This window comes from Microbacterium lacus (assembly GCF_039531105.1).
GTDB classification, from domain to species: domain Bacteria; phylum Actinomycetota; class Actinomycetes; order Actinomycetales; family Microbacteriaceae; genus Microbacterium; species Microbacterium lacus.
On the sequence record NZ_BAAAPK010000001.1, the window covers coordinates 62,505 to 78,589 of the forward strand.

18 protein-coding genes are annotated in these 16,085 nt (G+C 70.9%); 10 read left to right on the plus strand and 8 right to left on the minus strand.

The annotated features are described in order from the left end of the window. Window positions 1–92 precede the first annotated feature (92 nt). Both pyrE and ABD197_RS00300 read right to left on the minus strand, forming a co-directional pair. Window positions 93–671, minus strand: coding sequence for an orotate phosphoribosyltransferase (pyrE, locus tag ABD197_RS00295; RefSeq protein WP_344050433.1), 579 nt, complete (start codon window positions 669–671; stop codon window positions 93–95). Window positions 672–729: 58 nt separating this feature from the next. Beyond that, window positions 730–1,533: a S1 family peptidase gene (locus ABD197_RS00300; protein WP_344050435.1), complete on the minus strand. Its 804-nt coding sequence runs from the start codon at window positions 1,531–1,533 to the stop codon at window positions 730–732. 104 nt (window positions 1,534–1,637) lie between these two features. Here ABD197_RS00300 and ABD197_RS00305 point away from each other — a divergent pair, with 104 nt between their 5' ends. Then, complete coding sequence (locus tag ABD197_RS00305; protein WP_344050437.1) at window positions 1,638–2,483, plus strand: exodeoxyribonuclease III; 846 nt, start codon at window positions 1,638–1,640, stop codon at window positions 2,481–2,483. Between the two features lie 12 nt (window positions 2,484–2,495). On the opposite strand, the gene ABD197_RS00310 is transcribed toward ABD197_RS00305, so the two are convergent. Beyond that, window positions 2,496–3,107, minus strand: a complete 612-nt coding sequence (locus tag ABD197_RS00310) for a dihydrofolate reductase family protein (protein ID WP_344050439.1) — start codon at window positions 3,105–3,107, stop codon at window positions 2,496–2,498. A 50-nt stretch (window positions 3,108–3,157) separates the two neighbouring features. Beyond that, a complete protein-coding gene (locus ABD197_RS00315; RefSeq protein WP_344050441.1) occupies window positions 3,158–4,357 on the minus strand; it encodes a PIG-L family deacetylase in 1,200 nt (399 codons plus the stop codon). Window positions 4,358–4,573: 216 nt separating this feature from the next. Between ABD197_RS00315 and ABD197_RS00320 the strand changes: the two genes are divergently transcribed. From ABD197_RS00320 to ABD197_RS00340, 5 genes are all read left to right on the plus strand, one after another. After that, window positions 4,574–5,845, plus strand: a complete 1,272-nt coding sequence (locus tag ABD197_RS00320; protein ID WP_344050443.1) for a sensor histidine kinase — start codon at window positions 4,574–4,576, stop codon at window positions 5,843–5,845. Beyond that, window positions 5,842–6,498, plus strand: a complete 657-nt coding sequence (locus ABD197_RS00325; RefSeq protein WP_344050445.1) for a response regulator — start codon at window positions 5,842–5,844, stop codon at window positions 6,496–6,498. The genes ABD197_RS00320 and ABD197_RS00325 overlap by 4 nt, the downstream gene beginning before the upstream one ends. Window positions 6,499–6,564: 66 nt before the next feature. After that, window positions 6,565–7,449: an ABC transporter ATP-binding protein gene (locus ABD197_RS00330; RefSeq protein WP_344050447.1), complete on the plus strand. Its 885-nt coding sequence runs from the start codon at window positions 6,565–6,567 to the stop codon at window positions 7,447–7,449. Then, window positions 7,446–8,561 (plus strand): ABC transporter permease, encoded by a 1,116-nt coding sequence (locus ABD197_RS00335; protein ID WP_344050449.1) that lies wholly within the window; start codon window positions 7,446–7,448, stop codon window positions 8,559–8,561. The genes ABD197_RS00330 and ABD197_RS00335 overlap by 4 nt, the downstream gene beginning before the upstream one ends. A gap of 129 nt (window positions 8,562–8,690) precedes the next feature. Beyond that, window positions 8,691–9,275 (plus strand): nitroreductase family protein, encoded by a 585-nt coding sequence (locus ABD197_RS00340; RefSeq protein ID WP_344050451.1) that lies wholly within the window; start codon window positions 8,691–8,693, stop codon window positions 9,273–9,275. Window positions 9,276–9,285: 10 nt separating this feature from the next. On the opposite strand, the gene ABD197_RS00345 is transcribed toward ABD197_RS00340, so the two are convergent. Beyond that, complete coding sequence (locus ABD197_RS00345; protein WP_344050453.1) at window positions 9,286–9,663, minus strand: VOC family protein; 378 nt, start codon at window positions 9,661–9,663, stop codon at window positions 9,286–9,288. A gap of 68 nt (window positions 9,664–9,731) precedes the next feature. Further along, window positions 9,732–10,247 carry a helix-turn-helix domain-containing protein gene (locus tag ABD197_RS00350; RefSeq protein ID WP_344050454.1) on the minus strand — a complete coding sequence of 172 codons (516 nt, stop codon included), beginning with the start codon at window positions 10,245–10,247 and terminating at the stop codon, window positions 9,732–9,734. 58 nt (window positions 10,248–10,305) lie between these two features. Between ABD197_RS00350 and ABD197_RS00355 the strand changes: the two genes are divergently transcribed. The 4 genes from ABD197_RS00355 to ABD197_RS00370 all read left to right on the plus strand — a co-directional run bounded on the left by ABD197_RS00355 (window position 10,306) and on the right by ABD197_RS00370 (window position 14,743). Next, window positions 10,306–11,697 (plus strand): MFS transporter, encoded by a 1,392-nt coding sequence (locus tag ABD197_RS00355; RefSeq protein ID WP_344050456.1) that lies wholly within the window; start codon window positions 10,306–10,308, stop codon window positions 11,695–11,697. 61 nt (window positions 11,698–11,758) lie between these two features. Further along, complete coding sequence (locus ABD197_RS00360; protein WP_344050458.1) at window positions 11,759–12,892, plus strand: type III polyketide synthase; 1,134 nt, start codon at window positions 11,759–11,761, stop codon at window positions 12,890–12,892. Continuing rightward, window positions 12,889–13,587 (plus strand): methyltransferase domain-containing protein, encoded by a 699-nt coding sequence (locus ABD197_RS00365; protein WP_344050460.1) that lies wholly within the window; start codon window positions 12,889–12,891, stop codon window positions 13,585–13,587. The genes ABD197_RS00360 and ABD197_RS00365 overlap by 4 nt, the downstream gene beginning before the upstream one ends. Next, on the plus strand, window positions 13,580–14,743 hold the full coding sequence (locus tag ABD197_RS00370) for an FAD-dependent oxidoreductase (RefSeq protein WP_344050462.1): 1,164 nt from the start codon (window positions 13,580–13,582) through the stop codon (window positions 14,741–14,743). The genes ABD197_RS00365 and ABD197_RS00370 overlap by 8 nt, the downstream gene beginning before the upstream one ends. Window positions 14,744–14,746: 3 nt before the next feature. Here the strand turns inward: ABD197_RS00370 and ABD197_RS00375 are convergent, their stop codons facing one another. Together ABD197_RS00375 and ABD197_RS00380 are read right to left on the minus strand one after the other, a co-directional pair. After that, window positions 14,747–15,601, minus strand: coding sequence for a UbiA family prenyltransferase (locus ABD197_RS00375; RefSeq protein ID WP_344050464.1), 855 nt, complete (start codon window positions 15,599–15,601; stop codon window positions 14,747–14,749). Then, window positions 15,598–16,068, minus strand: coding sequence for a hypothetical protein (locus ABD197_RS00380; RefSeq protein WP_344050466.1), 471 nt, complete (start codon window positions 16,066–16,068; stop codon window positions 15,598–15,600). Before ABD197_RS00380 ends, ABD197_RS00375 begins: the two co-directional genes overlap by 4 nt. Between the last annotated feature and the right edge of the window lie 17 nt (window positions 16,069–16,085).

The following is a 16,085-nucleotide window of genomic DNA, read 5'->3' on the forward strand; positions in this document are numbered from 1 at the left end:
TGGGGCATTCTCGGCGCAGGACCCACCATCTCGGCAGAAGAGGCACCATCTCGGCGGACCGGGGGAGAAGGCGCAGCAGGCGGCGGCGGGGGCTACTGGGGCTGCAGACCCAGATCATCCAGGTCGATCGCGGCGAGCCAGCGCAGGCCCTCGGCCTCGACGGCGGCCTGTGCGCCGGTCTTGCGATCCACGATGACCGCGACCGCGACCGGCTCGGCCCCTTCGCGACGCAGCGCCTCGACGGCCTTCAGTGCCGACTGACCCGTGGTCGAGGTGTCCTCGAGCACCACGACGCGCTTGCCGGCGACATCCGCACCCTCGACCTGACGGCCACGACCGTGGTCCTTCGGCTCTTTGCGCACGACGAACGCGTCCAGCGGCTGATCCGTGCGCGCGGATTCGTGCATCACGGCGTTCGCGATCGGATCCGCACCGAGGGTGAGCCCGCCGACCGCGACGATCCCGTCGACCTCGCGCACCAGATCGAGCATGATGCGCCCGATCGCCGGGGCCGCGCGGTGGTCGAGGGTCAGCTTGCGCATGTCGACGTAGTACGTCGCCTTCTTCCCGCTGGACAGCGTGAAGTCGCCGTGGAACACCGCCTCGTCCTTGATCAGGGCGATCAGCGCCTGGCGATCGGCTTCGAGCTCGGCAGTGGAGGCGACGGTCATGCCCCGAGTCTATTGAGGGCGGATGCCGCTCCCCCGGCACCCGCCCTCACTCACGTCCCTACTGGTCGGCGAGGAAGCCGCCGATGAACGCCAGATCGTCCGCCCGGTCGATGCGGTATACACCGCCCGTGCCGGCGCACGTGCTGTTCTTGCCGAACGACGTGACGCCCGCGATCACGTTCGAGGACCCGAGGAAGTTCGGCCCGCCCGAGTCGCCCGAGCACGTCCCGCCGGTGTTGGCGTTGTTGGACAGGATGAGCGACCCGTCGCCGGTGTAGCCGGTGTTGATCGAGATGAGCTTCGGCGTCGAGACCATGCGGGTCTTCAGCGCACTGTTCTTGTACGCGGTCGCGTCGGGGAAGCTCTTCTGCAGCCCGTACCCGACCGCGGTGAAGGTCGCGTCCTTCTTCGTCTTGTTCGCGAACTGATCGAGCTGGTCGAGCCCCGGCAGTGCTCCGTAGGTCGCCATCTGGACGGGCTCGTCGAGGACGACGACGCCCAGGTCGTACAGGTAGAACGCCGCGTCGTCGTACTGCGGGTGCGTGTACGGCGTGCCTCCGACCTGCCCGGTGAACGGATAGCCGTAGGTCGCCGGCGTCGGCTCGAGGTTGCTCTGGAACCAGATCTCCACGTGATCCGCACCGAACGTGCAGTGACCGGCGGTGACGTACACGGTCGGCGAGATCAGCGTGCCGCTGCAGCGCCACATCGGGTTGCCCGCGTCATCCTGCGCGACCATGAGGCCGACGTACGGGTGGGCTTCACCGTCTGGTGAGCCGTCGGTGATCGCGGAGGCGGGTGAGGCGGCCAGGACGACCAGGGCAAGGGCCGCGATGGTGGCGGCGAGCGCTTTGTGGCGCATGTGGGGACCCCTTTCTGTGGGTTAGCCGCCATTCACCCACATGGCCCGGCCGGGGACAACCCCTTCCTGCAGAACCGTCGGCGGCGCGCCCTAGGCTTGATCCCATGCGACTTGCCACGTGGAACGTCAACTCCATCCGCGCCCGCGTCGAGCGCACCGTCGAGTTCGCGGTGCGCGAGCACATCGACGTGCTGGCGATGCAGGAGATCAAGTGCAAAGCCGAGCAGTTCCCCTTCGCCGCGTTCGAGGAGGCCGGCTTCCACGTCGAGGCGCACGGCTTCTCGCAGTGGAACGGCGTCGCGATCGCGAGTCGCGAACCCCTCGCCGACGTGTCGTATGCCTTTCCGGGAATGCCGGGATTCGCGAAAGACCATGTGGGCGACGATGCCCCGCAGGAAGCCCGCGCGATCGGCGCCACGATCGGCGGCGTCCGCATCTGGAGCCTGTACGTCCCCAACGGGCGCGCTCTGGAGGACCCGCACTACTTCTACAAGCTCGACTGGCTCAGCGCCCTGCAGCAGCACGTCGGCGATGAGCTCCAGAGAACGCCGGATCTGCCGCTCGCCCTCGTCGGCGACTTCAACATCGCACCGACGGATGCCGACAACGGCGACCCCGCCGTCGTCCCGGGCTTTTCCACCCACGTGTCCGAACCCGAGCGGGCGGCGTTCGCCGCGCTCGAGTCCGCGGGGGTCACCGATGTCGTCCGTCCCCTCGTGCCGACCGGCTACACGTACTGGGACTACAAGCGCCTGCGCTTCCCCAAGAACGAGGGCATGCGGATCGACTTCATCCTCGGGTCCCACGCGCTGGCGAACGCGGTGACGGGCGCCGCGATCCACCGCGACGAGCGCAAGGGGGAGGCGCCGAGCGATCACGTGCCGGTCGTGGTCGACCTCGATTTCACGTCGGACGAGGACGACGACGATCGGCCGATGATCTTCGGCTGAACGGCTGAGCGGTCAGTCCGGCGACATCGTCCCCGTCGACGGGATGCCGGCGGGCGCATAGCGCAGCTGCACCGCGGTTCCGCCGGTGATCGGCGGCTCGATGAGCCGAAGGCGTGCCGGCACAGAGCCCTCGGGGAAGACCTTCTTGCCCTGACCGAGCACGATCGGGTACATCCACAGCCGCAGCTCGTCGTAGGCCTCGGCGGCGAGCAGCGACTGCACGAGATCGACACTGCCGATCACGTGGATGTCCTCGTGCTGCTCGCGCAGCGCCAGGACAGCCGCGACGGCATCCCCCTGGAGGAGCCGGGCTCCGTTCCATGCGAGCGCTGGCGTCCCGCGGGAGGCGACGTACTTCGGCACGGCGGCGAGTCGGGAGCCGATCGGGTTGTCCTGGTGCTGCGGCCAGTAATCGGCGAACAGGTCGTACGTCCGGCGCCCGAGCACGAGTGCGTCCATGCCCGCGATGCCCGCCGCCACCTCGCGCCCGATGACGTCGTCGGGCAGCGGCGCCTGCCAGCCGCCGTACGGGAATCCGTTCGAGGGATCCTCGTCCGGTCCGCCGGGCGCCTGCGCGACGCCGTCCAGGGTGATGAAGAGATCGATCGTGATGCGACCGGTCATGGTCGCCTCCTTTTTCAGACGTGCGCGGGGCCCTGTCTGCACCGACTTTCCTACTCCTCCCGCACGACCTCCGCATAGGGGATCAGGTACTGCCGCTTGAGCCACTCGCCGAACTTGTTGACCTTCAGGCACCCCTCGGAGTCCTTGCACTTGATCACCGGGTCGTTCGCGGCGTAGATCGCGAACGTGTTCAGCTTGCGGGCGAGCTCGTCCCCGCTGAGGTTGACCGGGCGGCGGGCGACCGGGTACCCCTGCGCGAACTGCACGATCGCACCGTTGATCAGCCCCGCATCCACGGGCGCCGCGACGATGCGACCGACCGACCGGTGGTCCGGGTGGTCTCCGTCGGCACCCTCGGCGAACCCCGGAAGGTGGGAGATGACCTCAGTCGCACCGTAGCTGTTCACGAGCTCGGGGACCGTGCTCTGAAGCTGATCCAACGTCACGGTGTGCTCGCCGTCCAGCGTGTGCATCTCGGCGATGTCGCCCTCGACCAGCTTGGGGAGGCTCTCCCACCCCGTGTTCTTGTAGCCGCTCCCGGGCAGGCCTCCGTCCGGCAGCTCGAGGAAGATCAGCGAGATCCGGCTGTCCCCATCGGGCCGGCTCAGGATCACGGTGACACCGTTGCGCAGCTGCACGGTCTGATCCGTCCACAAGCCGGACTGCCCGCGGACGGAGTTGTACGCCCGACGGATGCCGAGCTCGCGGTTGGAGGCGTACGTCGACCGCCCGTCACCCGCGTCGGATCCGGTGAAGAAGACGGTCCGCAGGCACTGGCCGTTGTCGAACGCCTCCTGCAGAGCCGGGTTCGCGAAGATCAGATCGTCGTCGTAGTGCGCCCAGAACGACACGACCGTGCCCGCGGCGCACGGTGGGTCGATGAACTGCAGCGGCGACGAGAACACCGTCCCTTCCGGGTCGGTGCGCGCGGCATCCCTGCTCACCATCGCGGGCAGCTGATCGCACTGCCCCACAGAGGCGAAATAGGTCATCGCGTCGGCGGCCCACTGCGACAGGTCCGGCAGCGGCAGGCCGGGTGCAGCCGGGTCGGCCGCGGTGAGGCCTCCGCAGGTCTGAGCGAGCGCGATGATCTGGTCGCCGGTGAGGTTGTTCCGCGACGGCACCGGGGCAGGTGTCGATGTCGGCTCCGGCGTCGGGCTCGGCGCGGCGACGGGAACCACCGAAGCAAGCGACGGCACCTCAGCCGAGGCGCTCGACATTCCGCCGCCGATGACCAGCACCAACGTCACGGCGGCGCACGTCGCCCCCCACTTCACACCTTCGCGAAGCACCACGCCCCCAAGCGCACTCACCCGATACCGACCCCACCGCGCATCCCCATGCGATGCAGCGAAGTTCCCCGCCAGCCAGAGTAACCCGTCCAAGCTGATCAGCCCGTCCACGCCGAGCCGGTCTCCGTCGCGCGGGGGATGCCGCTCCGCCGCCCTCCGCCGTAGCGTGGACGGGTGGCAGTCGTCGATGCATCTCCCGTCCGCCCCGGCCCGACCGCCCGTGACCGCCGCGCCGACCTCGTGCTCGCGCTGGTCATCCTCGTCGGCGCGGTCCTCAGCGCGACGCTGAGCGCGATCGGAGGGATCTACGGCGACGAGCAGGGCTCGATGCAGCTCGCGCTGGTCTACGCGATCGTCCTCGCCGTTCCGCTGGCCTTCCGCCGGCGCTGGCCGGCGACGGTGGCGGTCATCATCTCCGTGGCCTACTTCGCGGCGGTGACGCTGCGGATCCCCGAGGTGTACGTGGGCAACATCGCGATGTTCATCGCGCTGTACACGGTCGGCGCATGGTCCACGGATCGGCGCCGCGCGGCGGTCGTGCGGATCGCGATCATCATCGGGATGTTCGCCTGGCTCGTGATCGTGATGTACCGCGACGCACTCAGTTCCGCCGAGGAGGCGGAGGTGATCGCCGGAGCCTTCTCACCCGTTGTCGCGCAGGTGATGCTGACGATCCTCGTCAACGCCCTCTATTTCGGCGGCGCGTACTACTTCGGCGAACGGGCGTGGGCCTCGGCCGCCCAGCGCACCGCCCTGGAGGCGCGCACCGCCGAGCTCGAGGCCGAGCGCGAGCTCACCGCCGCGCAGGCTGTGGCGCTCGACCGGGTCGGCATCGCCCGCGAGCTGCACGATGTCGTCGCCCATCACGTGTCGGTGATGGGGGTGCAGGCAGGGGCCGCGCGCGCGACGCTCGCGACCGATCCCGAGGCGAGCAGGAGGCTGCTCGCAGGGATCGAGACATCCGCCCGGGAGGCGATCGACGAGCTGCACCGGCTGCTGGACACGCTGCGCACCCCGGGCGCAGCGGAGGACGCGCCCGCCTCGACCCTCGGTCTCGACACGCTGCCGGCTCTCGTGGCCGCCTCCGACGCCGCAGGTCTGGAGACGACGTTCACGATCATCGGCGACCCGGTCCCGGTGCCTCCGGTCACCGCGGTCAACCTCTATCGGATCGCCCAGGAGGCGCTCACGAACGCCCGCCGCCACGGCGGCCCGGGCACGACCGCGGACGTGCGGCTCCGCTACACCGACGACGGCCACGTCGAGCTCGAAGTGGTCAACACGGGCCGCGCCGTACAGGAGCCCCGACCGGGACTCGGCCAGCTCGGCATGCGCGAGCGTGCCGCGGCGTCGGGTGCCCGGATCGAGATCGGGCCGCGCGATCGGGGCGGCTTCCGGGTCAGGGTGACCGTGCCGCTGCACTTCGACGCGGCGGCGGTGTCATGATCCGCGTGCTCCTGGTCGACGATCACGCCGTGATGCGCGCCGGATTCCGCACGATCCTCGAGGCGGCGGACGGCATCACCGTGGTCGGCGAAGCCGCCGACGGGCAGCAGGCGATCGCGGCGGCTTCCGCGGTGCGCCCGGACGTGATCTGCATGGACGTCCAGATGCCCGTCCTGAACGGGCTCGAGGCCACTCGCCGCATCGTGGCCGATCCGGCGGTCGCGGCGGCGGTGATCGTCATCACCACGTTCGACCGCGACGAGTACCTGTTCGAAGCCCTCGAGGCGGGCGCAAGCGGCTTCCTCCTCAAGAACGCCGGGGCAGACGAGCTGGTCGGGGCCGTGCGCGTGGTGGCGGCCGGCGACGCGCTGCTCGCCCCCGAGGTCACCCGGCGCGTGATCGAGCGCTTCGGCGCGGCATCCGCTGCCCCGGCCCCACCGGCGGAGGCCTTGCCGGCCGCGGCGCTGCTGACCGAGCGCGAGGCGGAAGTGCTCCGCCTCGTCGCCCAGGCGCGCAGCAACGCCGAGATCGCCCGTGAGCTCTACATCGGCGAGGCGACCGTGAAAACGCACGTGTCGAACGTGCTGCAGAAGCTCGGCGCGCGCGATCGGGTGCACGCCGCGGTGCTGGCGCACCAGCACGGGCTCGCCTGAATCTCCCCCTCGCGTCTCCGCCGCGCGGGGGATCCGCCTGCCCCCCGGGGTTCGTAGCGTGGAGCCATGCTGCAACTGCGAAATCTCGACAAGAGCTACGGCGCGCACCGGGTGCTCTCCGACGTGAGCTTCGACGTCCCCGCCGGGCGTCTGACCGGCTTCGTCGGAGGCAACGGTGCGGGCAAGACCACCACGATGCGCATCGTGCTCGGCGTCCTCGCCGCCGACGGGGGGACCGTGACGCTCGGCGGCGGACCGCTGGGGGCGGAGGACCGCCGCCGCTTCGGCTACATGCCGGAGGAGCGGGGCCTGTACCCCAAGATGAAGGTCCTCGACCAGATCGTCTACCTCGCTCGGCTGCACGGCTACTCGCGAAGCGCCGCGACGGATGCCGCCACGTCACTGCTGGAACGACTGGGGCTCGGCGAGCGGCTGGGCGACAACGTCGAGACGCTCTCGCTCGGCAATCAGCAGCGTGCGCAGATCGCCGCCGCCCTCGTGCACGACCCCGAAGTCCTCATCCTCGACGAGCCCTTCTCGGGGCTGGACCCGATCGCGGTGGACGTCGTGGCGGGCGTGCTGCAGGAGCGCGCCGCCGCCGGCACCGCCGTCCTGTTCTCCTCCCACCAGCTCGACCTCGTGGAGCGGCTGTGCGATGACCTCGTGATCATCGCCGACGGCACGATCCGCGCCTCCGGCGACCGTGAGACGCTCCGGCGCCAGCACTCGGCCCAGCGGTACGAACTCGTCTCCACCGGTGACGCCGGGTGGCTGCGGACCGAGCCCGGCGTCGAGATCGTCGACTTCGACGGTGGATACGCCGTCTTCGATGTCGACACCCATCAGACCGCTCAGCGGGTCCTCAAAGAGGCGGTCGCCCGCGGCGACGTCGGCAGCTTCGCCCCGCAGCATCCCACCCTCGCCCAGATCTTCCGAGAGGTCATCTCATGAGCACCCTCCCCCGCACGATCGACCGTCCCGCCGCGCCGAGCGAGGCCGCGGCCGTCTGGCTCGTCGCCGAGCGCGAGATCGCGTCGAAGCTGCGCAGCAAGGCGTTCCTCATCTCCACCGCGATCCTGTTCGTCCTCGCCCTCGCCGGTCTCGTGTTCGGCGGCCTCGCCGCGCAGAACCAGTCCGGCACCACCATCGCGGTGACCGCGGATGCGGTGTCCCTCGTTCCGCAGAGCGACGCGCTCGAGGTCACCGAGGTCGCGGACCGTGCAGCGGCGGAGGCGCTCGTCTCCGACGGCACCGTGGACGCCGCCGTCGTCGGCGATCCGAACGCCGAGCCGTTCGGATTCACGATCCTCGCGGAGTCCTCCGCGCCGACGACGCTGCTCCTGCAGTTCGCCGAGGTGCCCGAGGTCGAGCTCCTGCAGCCCGCCGCGACCGACGAGGCCCTGCGCTTCATCGTGGCGATCGGCTTCGGCATCGTGTTCCTGATGGCGGCGAGTCTGTTCGGGTCCACGATCGCCCAGAGCGTCGTGGAGGAGAAGCAGACCCGGGTGGTCGAGATCCTGATCTCCGCCATCCGTGCGCGGAGCCTGCTGGCGGGCAAGGTCATCGGCAACACGGTGCTCGCCATGGCGCAGATCCTCGTGCTCGCGGCGATCGCCGTCGTGGGTCTCACGGTCATCGGGCAGACAGAGCTCCTGGGATTGCTGGGCGCGCCCATCCTGTGGTTCGCGGTGTTCTTCCTGTTCGGGTTCGTGCTGCTGGCCGCACTCTTCGCCGCGGCCGCCGCCATGGTCTCGCGCCAGGAGGACATCGGATCGACGACCTTCCCGCTGACGCTGCTCATCATGGCGCCGTACTTCCTGGTGATCTTCTTCAACGACAACCCGGTCGTGCTCACGATCATGTCCTACGTGCCGTTCTCGGCGCCGGTCGGGATGCCGATGCGCCTCTTCCTGGGCGAGGCGCAGTGGTGGGAGCCGCTGATCGCACTCGCGATCCTCATCGCCACGTGCATCGGGGCGATCCTGGTCGGCGCGAAGATCTACCAGAACTCGCTTCTGCGGATGGGAGCGCGCGTCAAGCTCGGCGAAGCACTGCGGGGGTGACCCTGTGGATGCCGCGACCCGGGTCGCGGCATCCACAGGTCTCGCGGGAATACATACGACTGAATGCGGTTTGATCACCTGGGCCAACGGCGACCCGACTCCCATCAGATCCCCGCGAAAGAGGTCGCCATGTCCACTCCCGTCCTGAACCGCACCGCCGCCACCGACGCCCCGGTGCTGGAGATCCTCGCCGATCGCTGGAGCCCGCGCGCGTACGCCGTGGACGACGAGGTCGACGAGCAGCAGCTCGCGAGCGCCCTCGAGGCCGCGCGCTGGGCCCCCTCCGCGAACAACACCCAGCCGTGGCGATTCGTCGTCGCCCGTCGCGGCAGCGCCGAGCACGCACGCATCCACGACGCGCTCATGGGATTCAACCAGGCGTGGGCGGGCAACGCCGCCGTGCTGATCGTCGCGGTCGCCGAGACCACCTCCCCCGACGGCTCGCCTCTGCCCTGGGCCGTCTACGACCTCGGCCAGGCCGTCGCGCACCTGTCGGTGCAGGCCCACCACGACGGGCTGTACGTGCACCAGATGGGCGGCTTCGACCGCGACGCGCTGCGCGACGCGTTCGGCATCGAGGAGCGCTTCGAGCCGGTCACCGTCGTCGCGCTCGGTCCGATCGGCGACGCCGCCGACCTGCCCGAGGCACTGCAGGAGCGTGAGGCCGCTCCCCGCGTGCGCCGCCCGCTCGCGGAGTCGCTGATCGCGTCCTGAGCCGGCGGGCTCAGGACGGCCGCAGCACCGACAGCACGTTGCCGGCCGGGTCGCGGAACCACGCGATCTCGGGGCCGTTTCCGCGAAGGATCCCCTTGGCATCGCCGCCGAAATCGCCGTCGTAGATCTTGGTGGCGACGCCGCGCGCGTTGAGCTCATCCACCGCCGCGTCGATGTCGTCGACCGGGAAGTTCAGGATGGTGAAGACCGCCGGCTCGTGATCGGGCTTCGGGTAGATGATCACCCGGGAGCCCGTGCCGAGGGTCACTTCGAGGATGCCCATGTCGTTCTTCTCGACGGGAAGGCCGAGGGTCTGTCCGTAGAACGTCGCGGCCGCGTCGAGGTCATCCACGGAGAAGCCGCTGAACGCGGCGGAGTGCGTGAACATGAATGGGCCTCCGGATCGATGAGGGGTCCTCTCAGCATCCGCCTCGCCGCCCGCCGTGTCCACCCCAGTCAGGAGCGGGGCGCGGGGGGATTCAGATCGGGGTGCAGCGCGATGAAGAGTGAGTAGGGGCTCCCGTCCGGGTCCGGGCCCCGCTCCTTGAACTCCTGCGCGAGGGCGAACAGCCGCTCCTCGAGCTCGGCCTTGTGCTCGTCGCTCAGCTTGAGGCCGAGCCACGTCGTGTCCACCTCGTCCGGAGGAACCCCGGCGATCTGCTGCAGGAAGGTCTCGACCAGCACGGCCGATGCTCCCGGCAGCGGCGAGCGCCACGACGCCCCCGTCGCCCGGTACGGCACTTCGCGCGCGCCCTGTGCGCCGCTGCGCTCCGGCTCGGCGACGAGGAAGCCCGTCTGCACGAGAGTCCGGACGTGGTGCAGCATCGTGCCCGGATTGAGCCCGAGGAGTTCGGCGAGCTCCTTGTTCGTGCGCGACTCGAACGCGCACAGACGCAGCACCCGCAAGCGCGTCGCCGAGCTGAGCGCTCGGATCCGCGCCTGGGCGGCCGGGTCGGACTCCGAGTCGCTCACATCGGGAGTCTATCGGCGACTGATTGACAATTCCCAATCAGTCGCTCACACTGGGCAGATGCCTCCCTCCGACGACGCGGATGCCGAGATCCTGGCCGAAGCCCGCGCCGAGTCGAGCCTGCACACGTCGACCTCCGGAGCGGATGACGCCGTCGAGGCCGACCAGGCGGCATCCAGGCAGCCCGCGCCCGCGCCGAAGGGATCGCTCTGGCGCGACCGCAACTTCCTCACGATGTGGACAGGGCAGGCCTTCAGCCAGTTCGGCGCGCAGGTCACCGAGCTCGCGATCCCCGTCCTCGCGGTGCTGCTGCTGAACGCGAGCGAGTTCGAGGTCGGCGTGCTGACCGCGGCGAACGTCGCCGCGTTCCTGATCGTCGGGCTCCCCGCCGGCGCCTGGATCGACCGCATGCGCAAGCGCCACGTCATGATCTGGGCGGACGCGGTCCGCGCGCTCGCCCTCGGCACGGTGCCGCTGCTGTGGCTGCTCGGGATGCTGCACATCTGGCAACTGGTCGTGGTGGCCCTGATCATGGGCATCGCCACGGTGTTCTTCGATGTGTCGTATCAGAGCATCATCCCCTCCCTCGTGCGCCCGAACCAGATCGCCGAGGCGAACGGAAAGCTGGAGTCGACCCAGCAGATCGCGGGCCTGACCGGACCCGCCGTCGGCGGATGGCTGATCGGGGCGATCACCGCGCCGATCGCGATCCTCGCGACGGTCGGCACGTACGTCATCTCCTTCATCGCGCTGCTGTTCACCCGCGACCACGAAGAGCGCCGCGCACCCGAGGACCACCGGCCGATCATGACCGAGATCGGCGAGGGCCTGCGCTGGGTGTTCGGCAACCCCCTGCTGCGTCGCATCGTCGCGACGACCGGTTTCGCCAACCTGTTCGGGACGATCTCGATGACCCTCCTGCCGATCTACCTCCTGCGCGTGCTCGAGCTGAGCCCCGCGCAGATGGGCGTGATCTTCTCCCTCGGAGCGGTGGGGGGCCTCCTCGGCGCGATCGCCACGCCCCGGATCGTGAAGCGGTTCGGCGAGGCGCGCACCCTCCCGCTCAGCGTGATCGGGTTCAGCCTGACGCCGCTCCTCCTGCCGGTCGCGACCCTCGTGCCGCAGATCGCGTTCCCGTTCCTGGTGGTGCAGTCCATGCTGATGAGCTTCACGGTGCTGCTGTACAACATCACGCAGGTGACCTTCCGGCAGCGCATCACCCCGCCCCGGCTCCTCGGTCGCATGAACGCCTCGATCCGGTTCTGCGTGTGGGGCGTCATGCCGATCGCGGCGCTCGGCGCGGGTGCGCTCGGCACGTGGCTGGGCGTCGTCCCGACGCTCTGGATCGCCGCGATCCTGGAGCTGTTCGCGGGCCTGTTCGTCATCATCGGGCCCTTCTGGCGCATGCGCGACCTGCCCGACCCCGAACCGGTCGCCGCCGGGTCCGCGTAACAGAGTTCTTCGGCGGCGCAAGTACCGCGCCGTCGGGGCGCGCGCAGGCTTATCGTGAAGCATGACCGCACGCATCATGTCGATCGGAACCGCCGTCCCGCCGACCGTGATCACCCAGGAGCGCATCCGCGACTTCTTCGCGGCGCAGCCCGGGATCGATCGGCTCACGCAGCGGCTCATCCGCGCGAGCTTCGACGCGTCCGACATCCGTCGCCGCCATACAGTCATCCCCGAACTCGGCGAAGGCGGGGGCGACGGCATGTTCGTGGACCCCTCCAGCGCGCTGCGCGCCCCCGGAACGGCGCTCCGCAACGCCGAGTACATCCGTCACGCGCCCGAGCTCTCGCGGCAGGCGGCGATGTTCGCGCTCGCGGAAGCCGGAGTGGCGGCATCCGAGATCACGCACGTCGTCACCGTGTCGTGCACCGGATGCTTCGCCCCCGGCCCCGACTTCCGCCTCGTGCGCGACCTCGGACTCTCCCCCTCGGTCGAGCGCTACCACCTCGGTTTCATCGGGTGCGCTGCGGCTTTCCCGGGGTTGCGCGCCGCCGAGCGGTTCTGTGCGGCACAGCCCGAAGCGGTGGTCCTGGTCGTGTGCACCGAGTTGTGCAGCCTGCACATCCGCCCGAGCACCTCGCCCGATCAGATCGTGTCCTCGTCGGTGTTCGCCGACGGGTCGGCCGCGGCCGTCGTGACCGCCCGACCGTCCGAGCGGGCGGGCCTGGACCTCGGCCGCTTCGCCACGACGCTCACCTCCGAGGGTGAGACCGACATGGCCTGGACGATCGGCGACGACGGGTTCGAGATGGTGCTGACCGCCGAAGTGCCGCGCATCATCGGACGGGAGATCAGCGGCGCCGTCGAACGGTTCCTCGACGGCGAGAAGCCGGACGCGTGGGCCGTGCATCCCGGCGGGCGCAGCATCCTGGATCGTGTGGAGTCGGGTCTGGGCCTCGCCCCGGACGCGCTGTCGGCATCGCGGGCCGTGCTGCGCGAATACGGCAACATGTCCAGCGCGACCGTGCTGTTCATCCTCCGTGACATGCTGCACGACGAGTCCGTCGCCGACGGGGCATCCATCGCCGGGCTCGCGTTCGGACCCGGCCTCACCGTCGAGACCGTGCTCCTGACCAAGCGGGCCCCCCTCCGGCAGGACGCCCCCCGCACCGACCAGCGCCTGGCAGTCGCCGGGTGAGCCTCGCCGCGCGCGACCTCGCCCTGCGCGAGCTCATGGACGATCCGGCGTGCGATCCGGACCGGCTGCGCGCGACCCTGCAGCGTTTCGACACGGTCAACCGCCTGGTCTCGGGGTGGGGCCGGGTCTATCGGCGCCGCATCCGCCCGTTCCTCGCCTCGCTCGATCGACCGGCGCGCGTCCTCGACCTCGGTTGCGGCGGCGGCGACGTCGTCGCGCGCCTCGCCGCAGCCGCCGCGCGCGACGGCCTGCGGGCGGAGTGGGTGGGCGCCGACCCCGACCCCCGCGCGATCGAAGTGGCCTCGGCGCGCGCCGGGGGCGCGGTGCGCGTCGAGACCGCGCACAGCGGCGACCTTCTCGCGCGGGGCGAGAGATACGACCTCGTCGTCTCCAATCACGTCCTGCACCACCTCGCCGGGTCTGAGCGCGATGGGTTCGTCGAAGACTCCCGGCGCCTCTCCCGCGGACTCGTGCTGCACGGCGACATCGAGCGGGGCCGCGCGGCGTACGGGCTGTACGCGATCGGGATCACCCCGCTCGCACCGGGGACCTTCCTGCGCACCGACGGGTTGCGCTCCATCCGCCGCAGCTACCGCCGCGATGAGCTCGCCGCGGCGCTCGGCGCACCCTGGCGGGTCGAGCGTCCCGCCCCGTTCCGCCTGCTCGCGACCGCCCGGGGCACCGCCGATGACTGACGTGATCGTCGTCGGGGCGGGCCCGGTCGGCACGGTCCTCGCGGGCGAGCTCGGGCGGCGGGGCGTGACGGTGCGGGTGCTGGAGCGACGAGTGACCGCGGGCGGCGGAACACGGGCGATCGGCCTCCACGCCCCGGTGCTCGCGGCGCTGGAGGAATCGGGGATCACCGAGCAGCTGCTCGCGCGGGCGCTGCGCGTTCCGCGCGGGATCGCGCGCGCCGGCGATCGGGTCCTCGGGGAGGTCCGCTTCGACACGATCTCGGCGCGGTTCCCGTTCGTCGCGACCCTGCCCCAGTCCGAGACCGAGGACGTTCTCGCGGGGGCGTCGATCGCCCCCGAACGCGGGGTCCAGGTGACGGCGGTGCGCCCGCGCGCGGGTGCGGTCACGGTGACCGCAGTGCACCGCGCCGGGCCCGCGGACGGCGCGATCGAGGAGCTCACCGCCCCGATCGTCGTGCTCGCCGGCGGCTGGAGCGCCCGCGCCCTCGCCTACCGCGACGGACGCGTGCCCGCGAAGGTCTACCCCGACCGGTACCTCATGTCCGACATCCCGGTCCCCGACCGCCCCGATGCCCATACGGCCGTCGTGAACCTGTCCCGCGGCGGCGTGCTGGAGTCCTTCCCGATGCCGGGATCCGTGCGTCGCGTGGTCGCCTGGGACGCCGACGCCGATCCCGCGGTCGATTCGCCCGAGGTTCGGATGCAGCGGCTTCGCGCGGCTCTGCGGGCCCGCGGCGAGGGGGCGGTCGCCGATGCCGTGCAGACCGCCACGGCCTTCGGCATCCGACGCGTGTGCGCCCCCGAGCTGCGCCGGGGCCGCCTGTTCGTGATCGGCGATGCCGCGCACGAGGTCAGCCCGATCGGCGGGCAGGGCATGAACCTCGGCCTGCTCGATGCCGTCGGCCTCGCACCCCTCCTCGCACGCTGGGTGCGCACCGGCGCGGCACCGGACGCGGAGCTCGCGGCCTGGGAGCGGCGGCGCGTGGCATCGGCCCGGCGCGCGGGAGCCCTCGCGGCGGTCAACACCCTGCTCGGGCGGCCGCGCGGCGCAGCGGGCGATCTCGTCCGACGCAGCCTGGTGCGCGGGATGCTGGCCCCGCCGCTGGGCCGCGGCTTCGCGTGGGCCTACGCGATGGGGTTGGATGCCGGTGCGTGAGCCTCACGCGGCGAGCGCCTGCCCCGTCGCCGCGAGCTGAACGCACAGCAGAAGCGCCGCGAGCATCACGAGCCGGAACACCCACCGGCCGGGCGGCCGGGCGAGCGCGAGCACCAGGCCCGTCACGGCGATCAGCACGATCGCCGCGAACACGGTGATCGCGAGGGCGGAGGGAGCGGCACCCGGCCCGATCAGCACCGCGACGGCCCCGATCGCGAGCGCGGAGGCGGCGAGCACCGCCGAAATCCGCCCGCCGAGGCGGTGCGGCAGGCCTCGCACCCCGGTGCGCGCGTCGTCCTCCAGGTCGGGCAGGACGTTCGTGAGGTGGATCGCCACCCCGAGCGCCGCACCCGCGACCCACGCCCAGCCCGCCGCGAGAGCGGGCGGCTGGGCGGACAGTGTCACGAGGGAGGGCAGCAGCCCGAAGCTCACGACGAAGGGAACGACCGAGAGGGCGGTCTTCTTGAGCCCGGCGTTGTAGGCCCACGCCGAGGCGAGGGCGACGAGGTGCGCGAGGGCCATCCGCCAGCCGAGAACGAGCGAGAGGGCCAGGCCCACGACAAGACACACGGATGCCGCCGCCCACGCGACGCGCACCGACACGTCGCCCCGGGCGATGGGCTTGTCCCGGCGCGCGTTCGCGATGTCGCGCGGTGCGTCGATGGCGTCGTTCGAGATCCCGACCGAGAGCTGGCCTGCCAGGATGGCGAGGCCGAGCACGACGATGCGCCAGGGCTCGAGGCCCGTGGCGAGGCCGAGGACGACCGCGACCGTGGTGACCACGACGCTCGGTCCCGGATGCGTGGAGCGCCAGAGGGCGCCGATGACCGAGGGCTGCCGCCCGGGCGCGGTGCTCACGCGTCGAACGGGCGCCGCCAGCGGACGATCCCGACGACGGCGAGCACGAAGGTCGCGAGGTAGGCCAGGCCGATCACGGCGCCGGCGACCGAGCAGATCGCTGTCGACGCGTCCTGGCTGATCGCCCCGCCGGTCCAGACGGTCAGCGCGGAGTCGAGCGGAGGGCCGTCGCCCGCGTCCGAGACCGTGAGCCCGGCGACGATGAACGCCGCCCACATCACGAAGCTGGCGATGTCGTACCCGAGCCGGGTGGCCTTGCCGCGCCGAACCGTCCGATCGAAGAGCGTGAGGATCGGCGGGATCATCAGCACGGCGATCACGAACAGGCCGTAGACGACGCCGAGCACGGAGAGCCAGCCGAGCTGGGCGCCGACCAGGCCGCGCCCGATGAAGAAGAAGGCCGGCAGCAGCACGGCGGCGACCCATTGCGCGATGAAGACGAAACGGCCGGTGGATGCGATGCGCATCCCCCGACCGTACCCGC

Bases quoted from the DNA above. Each gene is read 5' to 3' on its own strand.
- pyrE (WP_344050433.1), bottom strand. From the start codon at position 671: ATGACCGTCGCCTCCACTGCCGAGCTCGAAGCCGATCGCCAGGCGCTG.
- ABD197_RS00300 (WP_344050435.1), bottom strand. From the start codon at position 1,533: ATGCGCCACAAAGCGCTCGCCGCCACCATCGCGGCCCTTGCCCTGGTC.
- ABD197_RS00305 (WP_344050437.1), top strand. From the start codon at position 1,638: ATGCGACTTGCCACGTGGAACGTCAACTCCATCCGCGCCCGCGTCGAG.
- ABD197_RS00310 (WP_344050439.1), bottom strand. From the start codon at position 3,107: ATGACCGGTCGCATCACGATCGATCTCTTCATCACCCTGGACGGCGTC.
- ABD197_RS00325 (WP_344050445.1), top strand. From the start codon at position 5,842: ATGATCCGCGTGCTCCTGGTCGACGATCACGCCGTGATGCGCGCCGGA.
- ABD197_RS00330 (WP_344050447.1), top strand. From the start codon at position 6,565: ATGCTGCAACTGCGAAATCTCGACAAGAGCTACGGCGCGCACCGGGTG.
- ABD197_RS00335 (WP_344050449.1), top strand. From the start codon at position 7,446: ATGAGCACCCTCCCCCGCACGATCGACCGTCCCGCCGCGCCGAGCGAG.
- ABD197_RS00340 (WP_344050451.1), top strand. From the start codon at position 8,691: ATGTCCACTCCCGTCCTGAACCGCACCGCCGCCACCGACGCCCCGGTG.
- ABD197_RS00345 (WP_344050453.1), bottom strand. From the start codon at position 9,663: ATGTTCACGCACTCCGCCGCGTTCAGCGGCTTCTCCGTGGATGACCTC.
- ABD197_RS00355 (WP_344050456.1), top strand. From the start codon at position 10,306: ATGCCTCCCTCCGACGACGCGGATGCCGAGATCCTGGCCGAAGCCCGC.
- ABD197_RS00360 (WP_344050458.1), top strand. From the start codon at position 11,759: ATGACCGCACGCATCATGTCGATCGGAACCGCCGTCCCGCCGACCGTG.
- ABD197_RS00370 (WP_344050462.1), top strand. From the start codon at position 13,580: ATGACTGACGTGATCGTCGTCGGGGCGGGCCCGGTCGGCACGGTCCTC.
- ABD197_RS00380 (WP_344050466.1), bottom strand. From the start codon at position 16,068: ATGCGCATCGCATCCACCGGCCGTTTCGTCTTCATCGCGCAATGGGTC.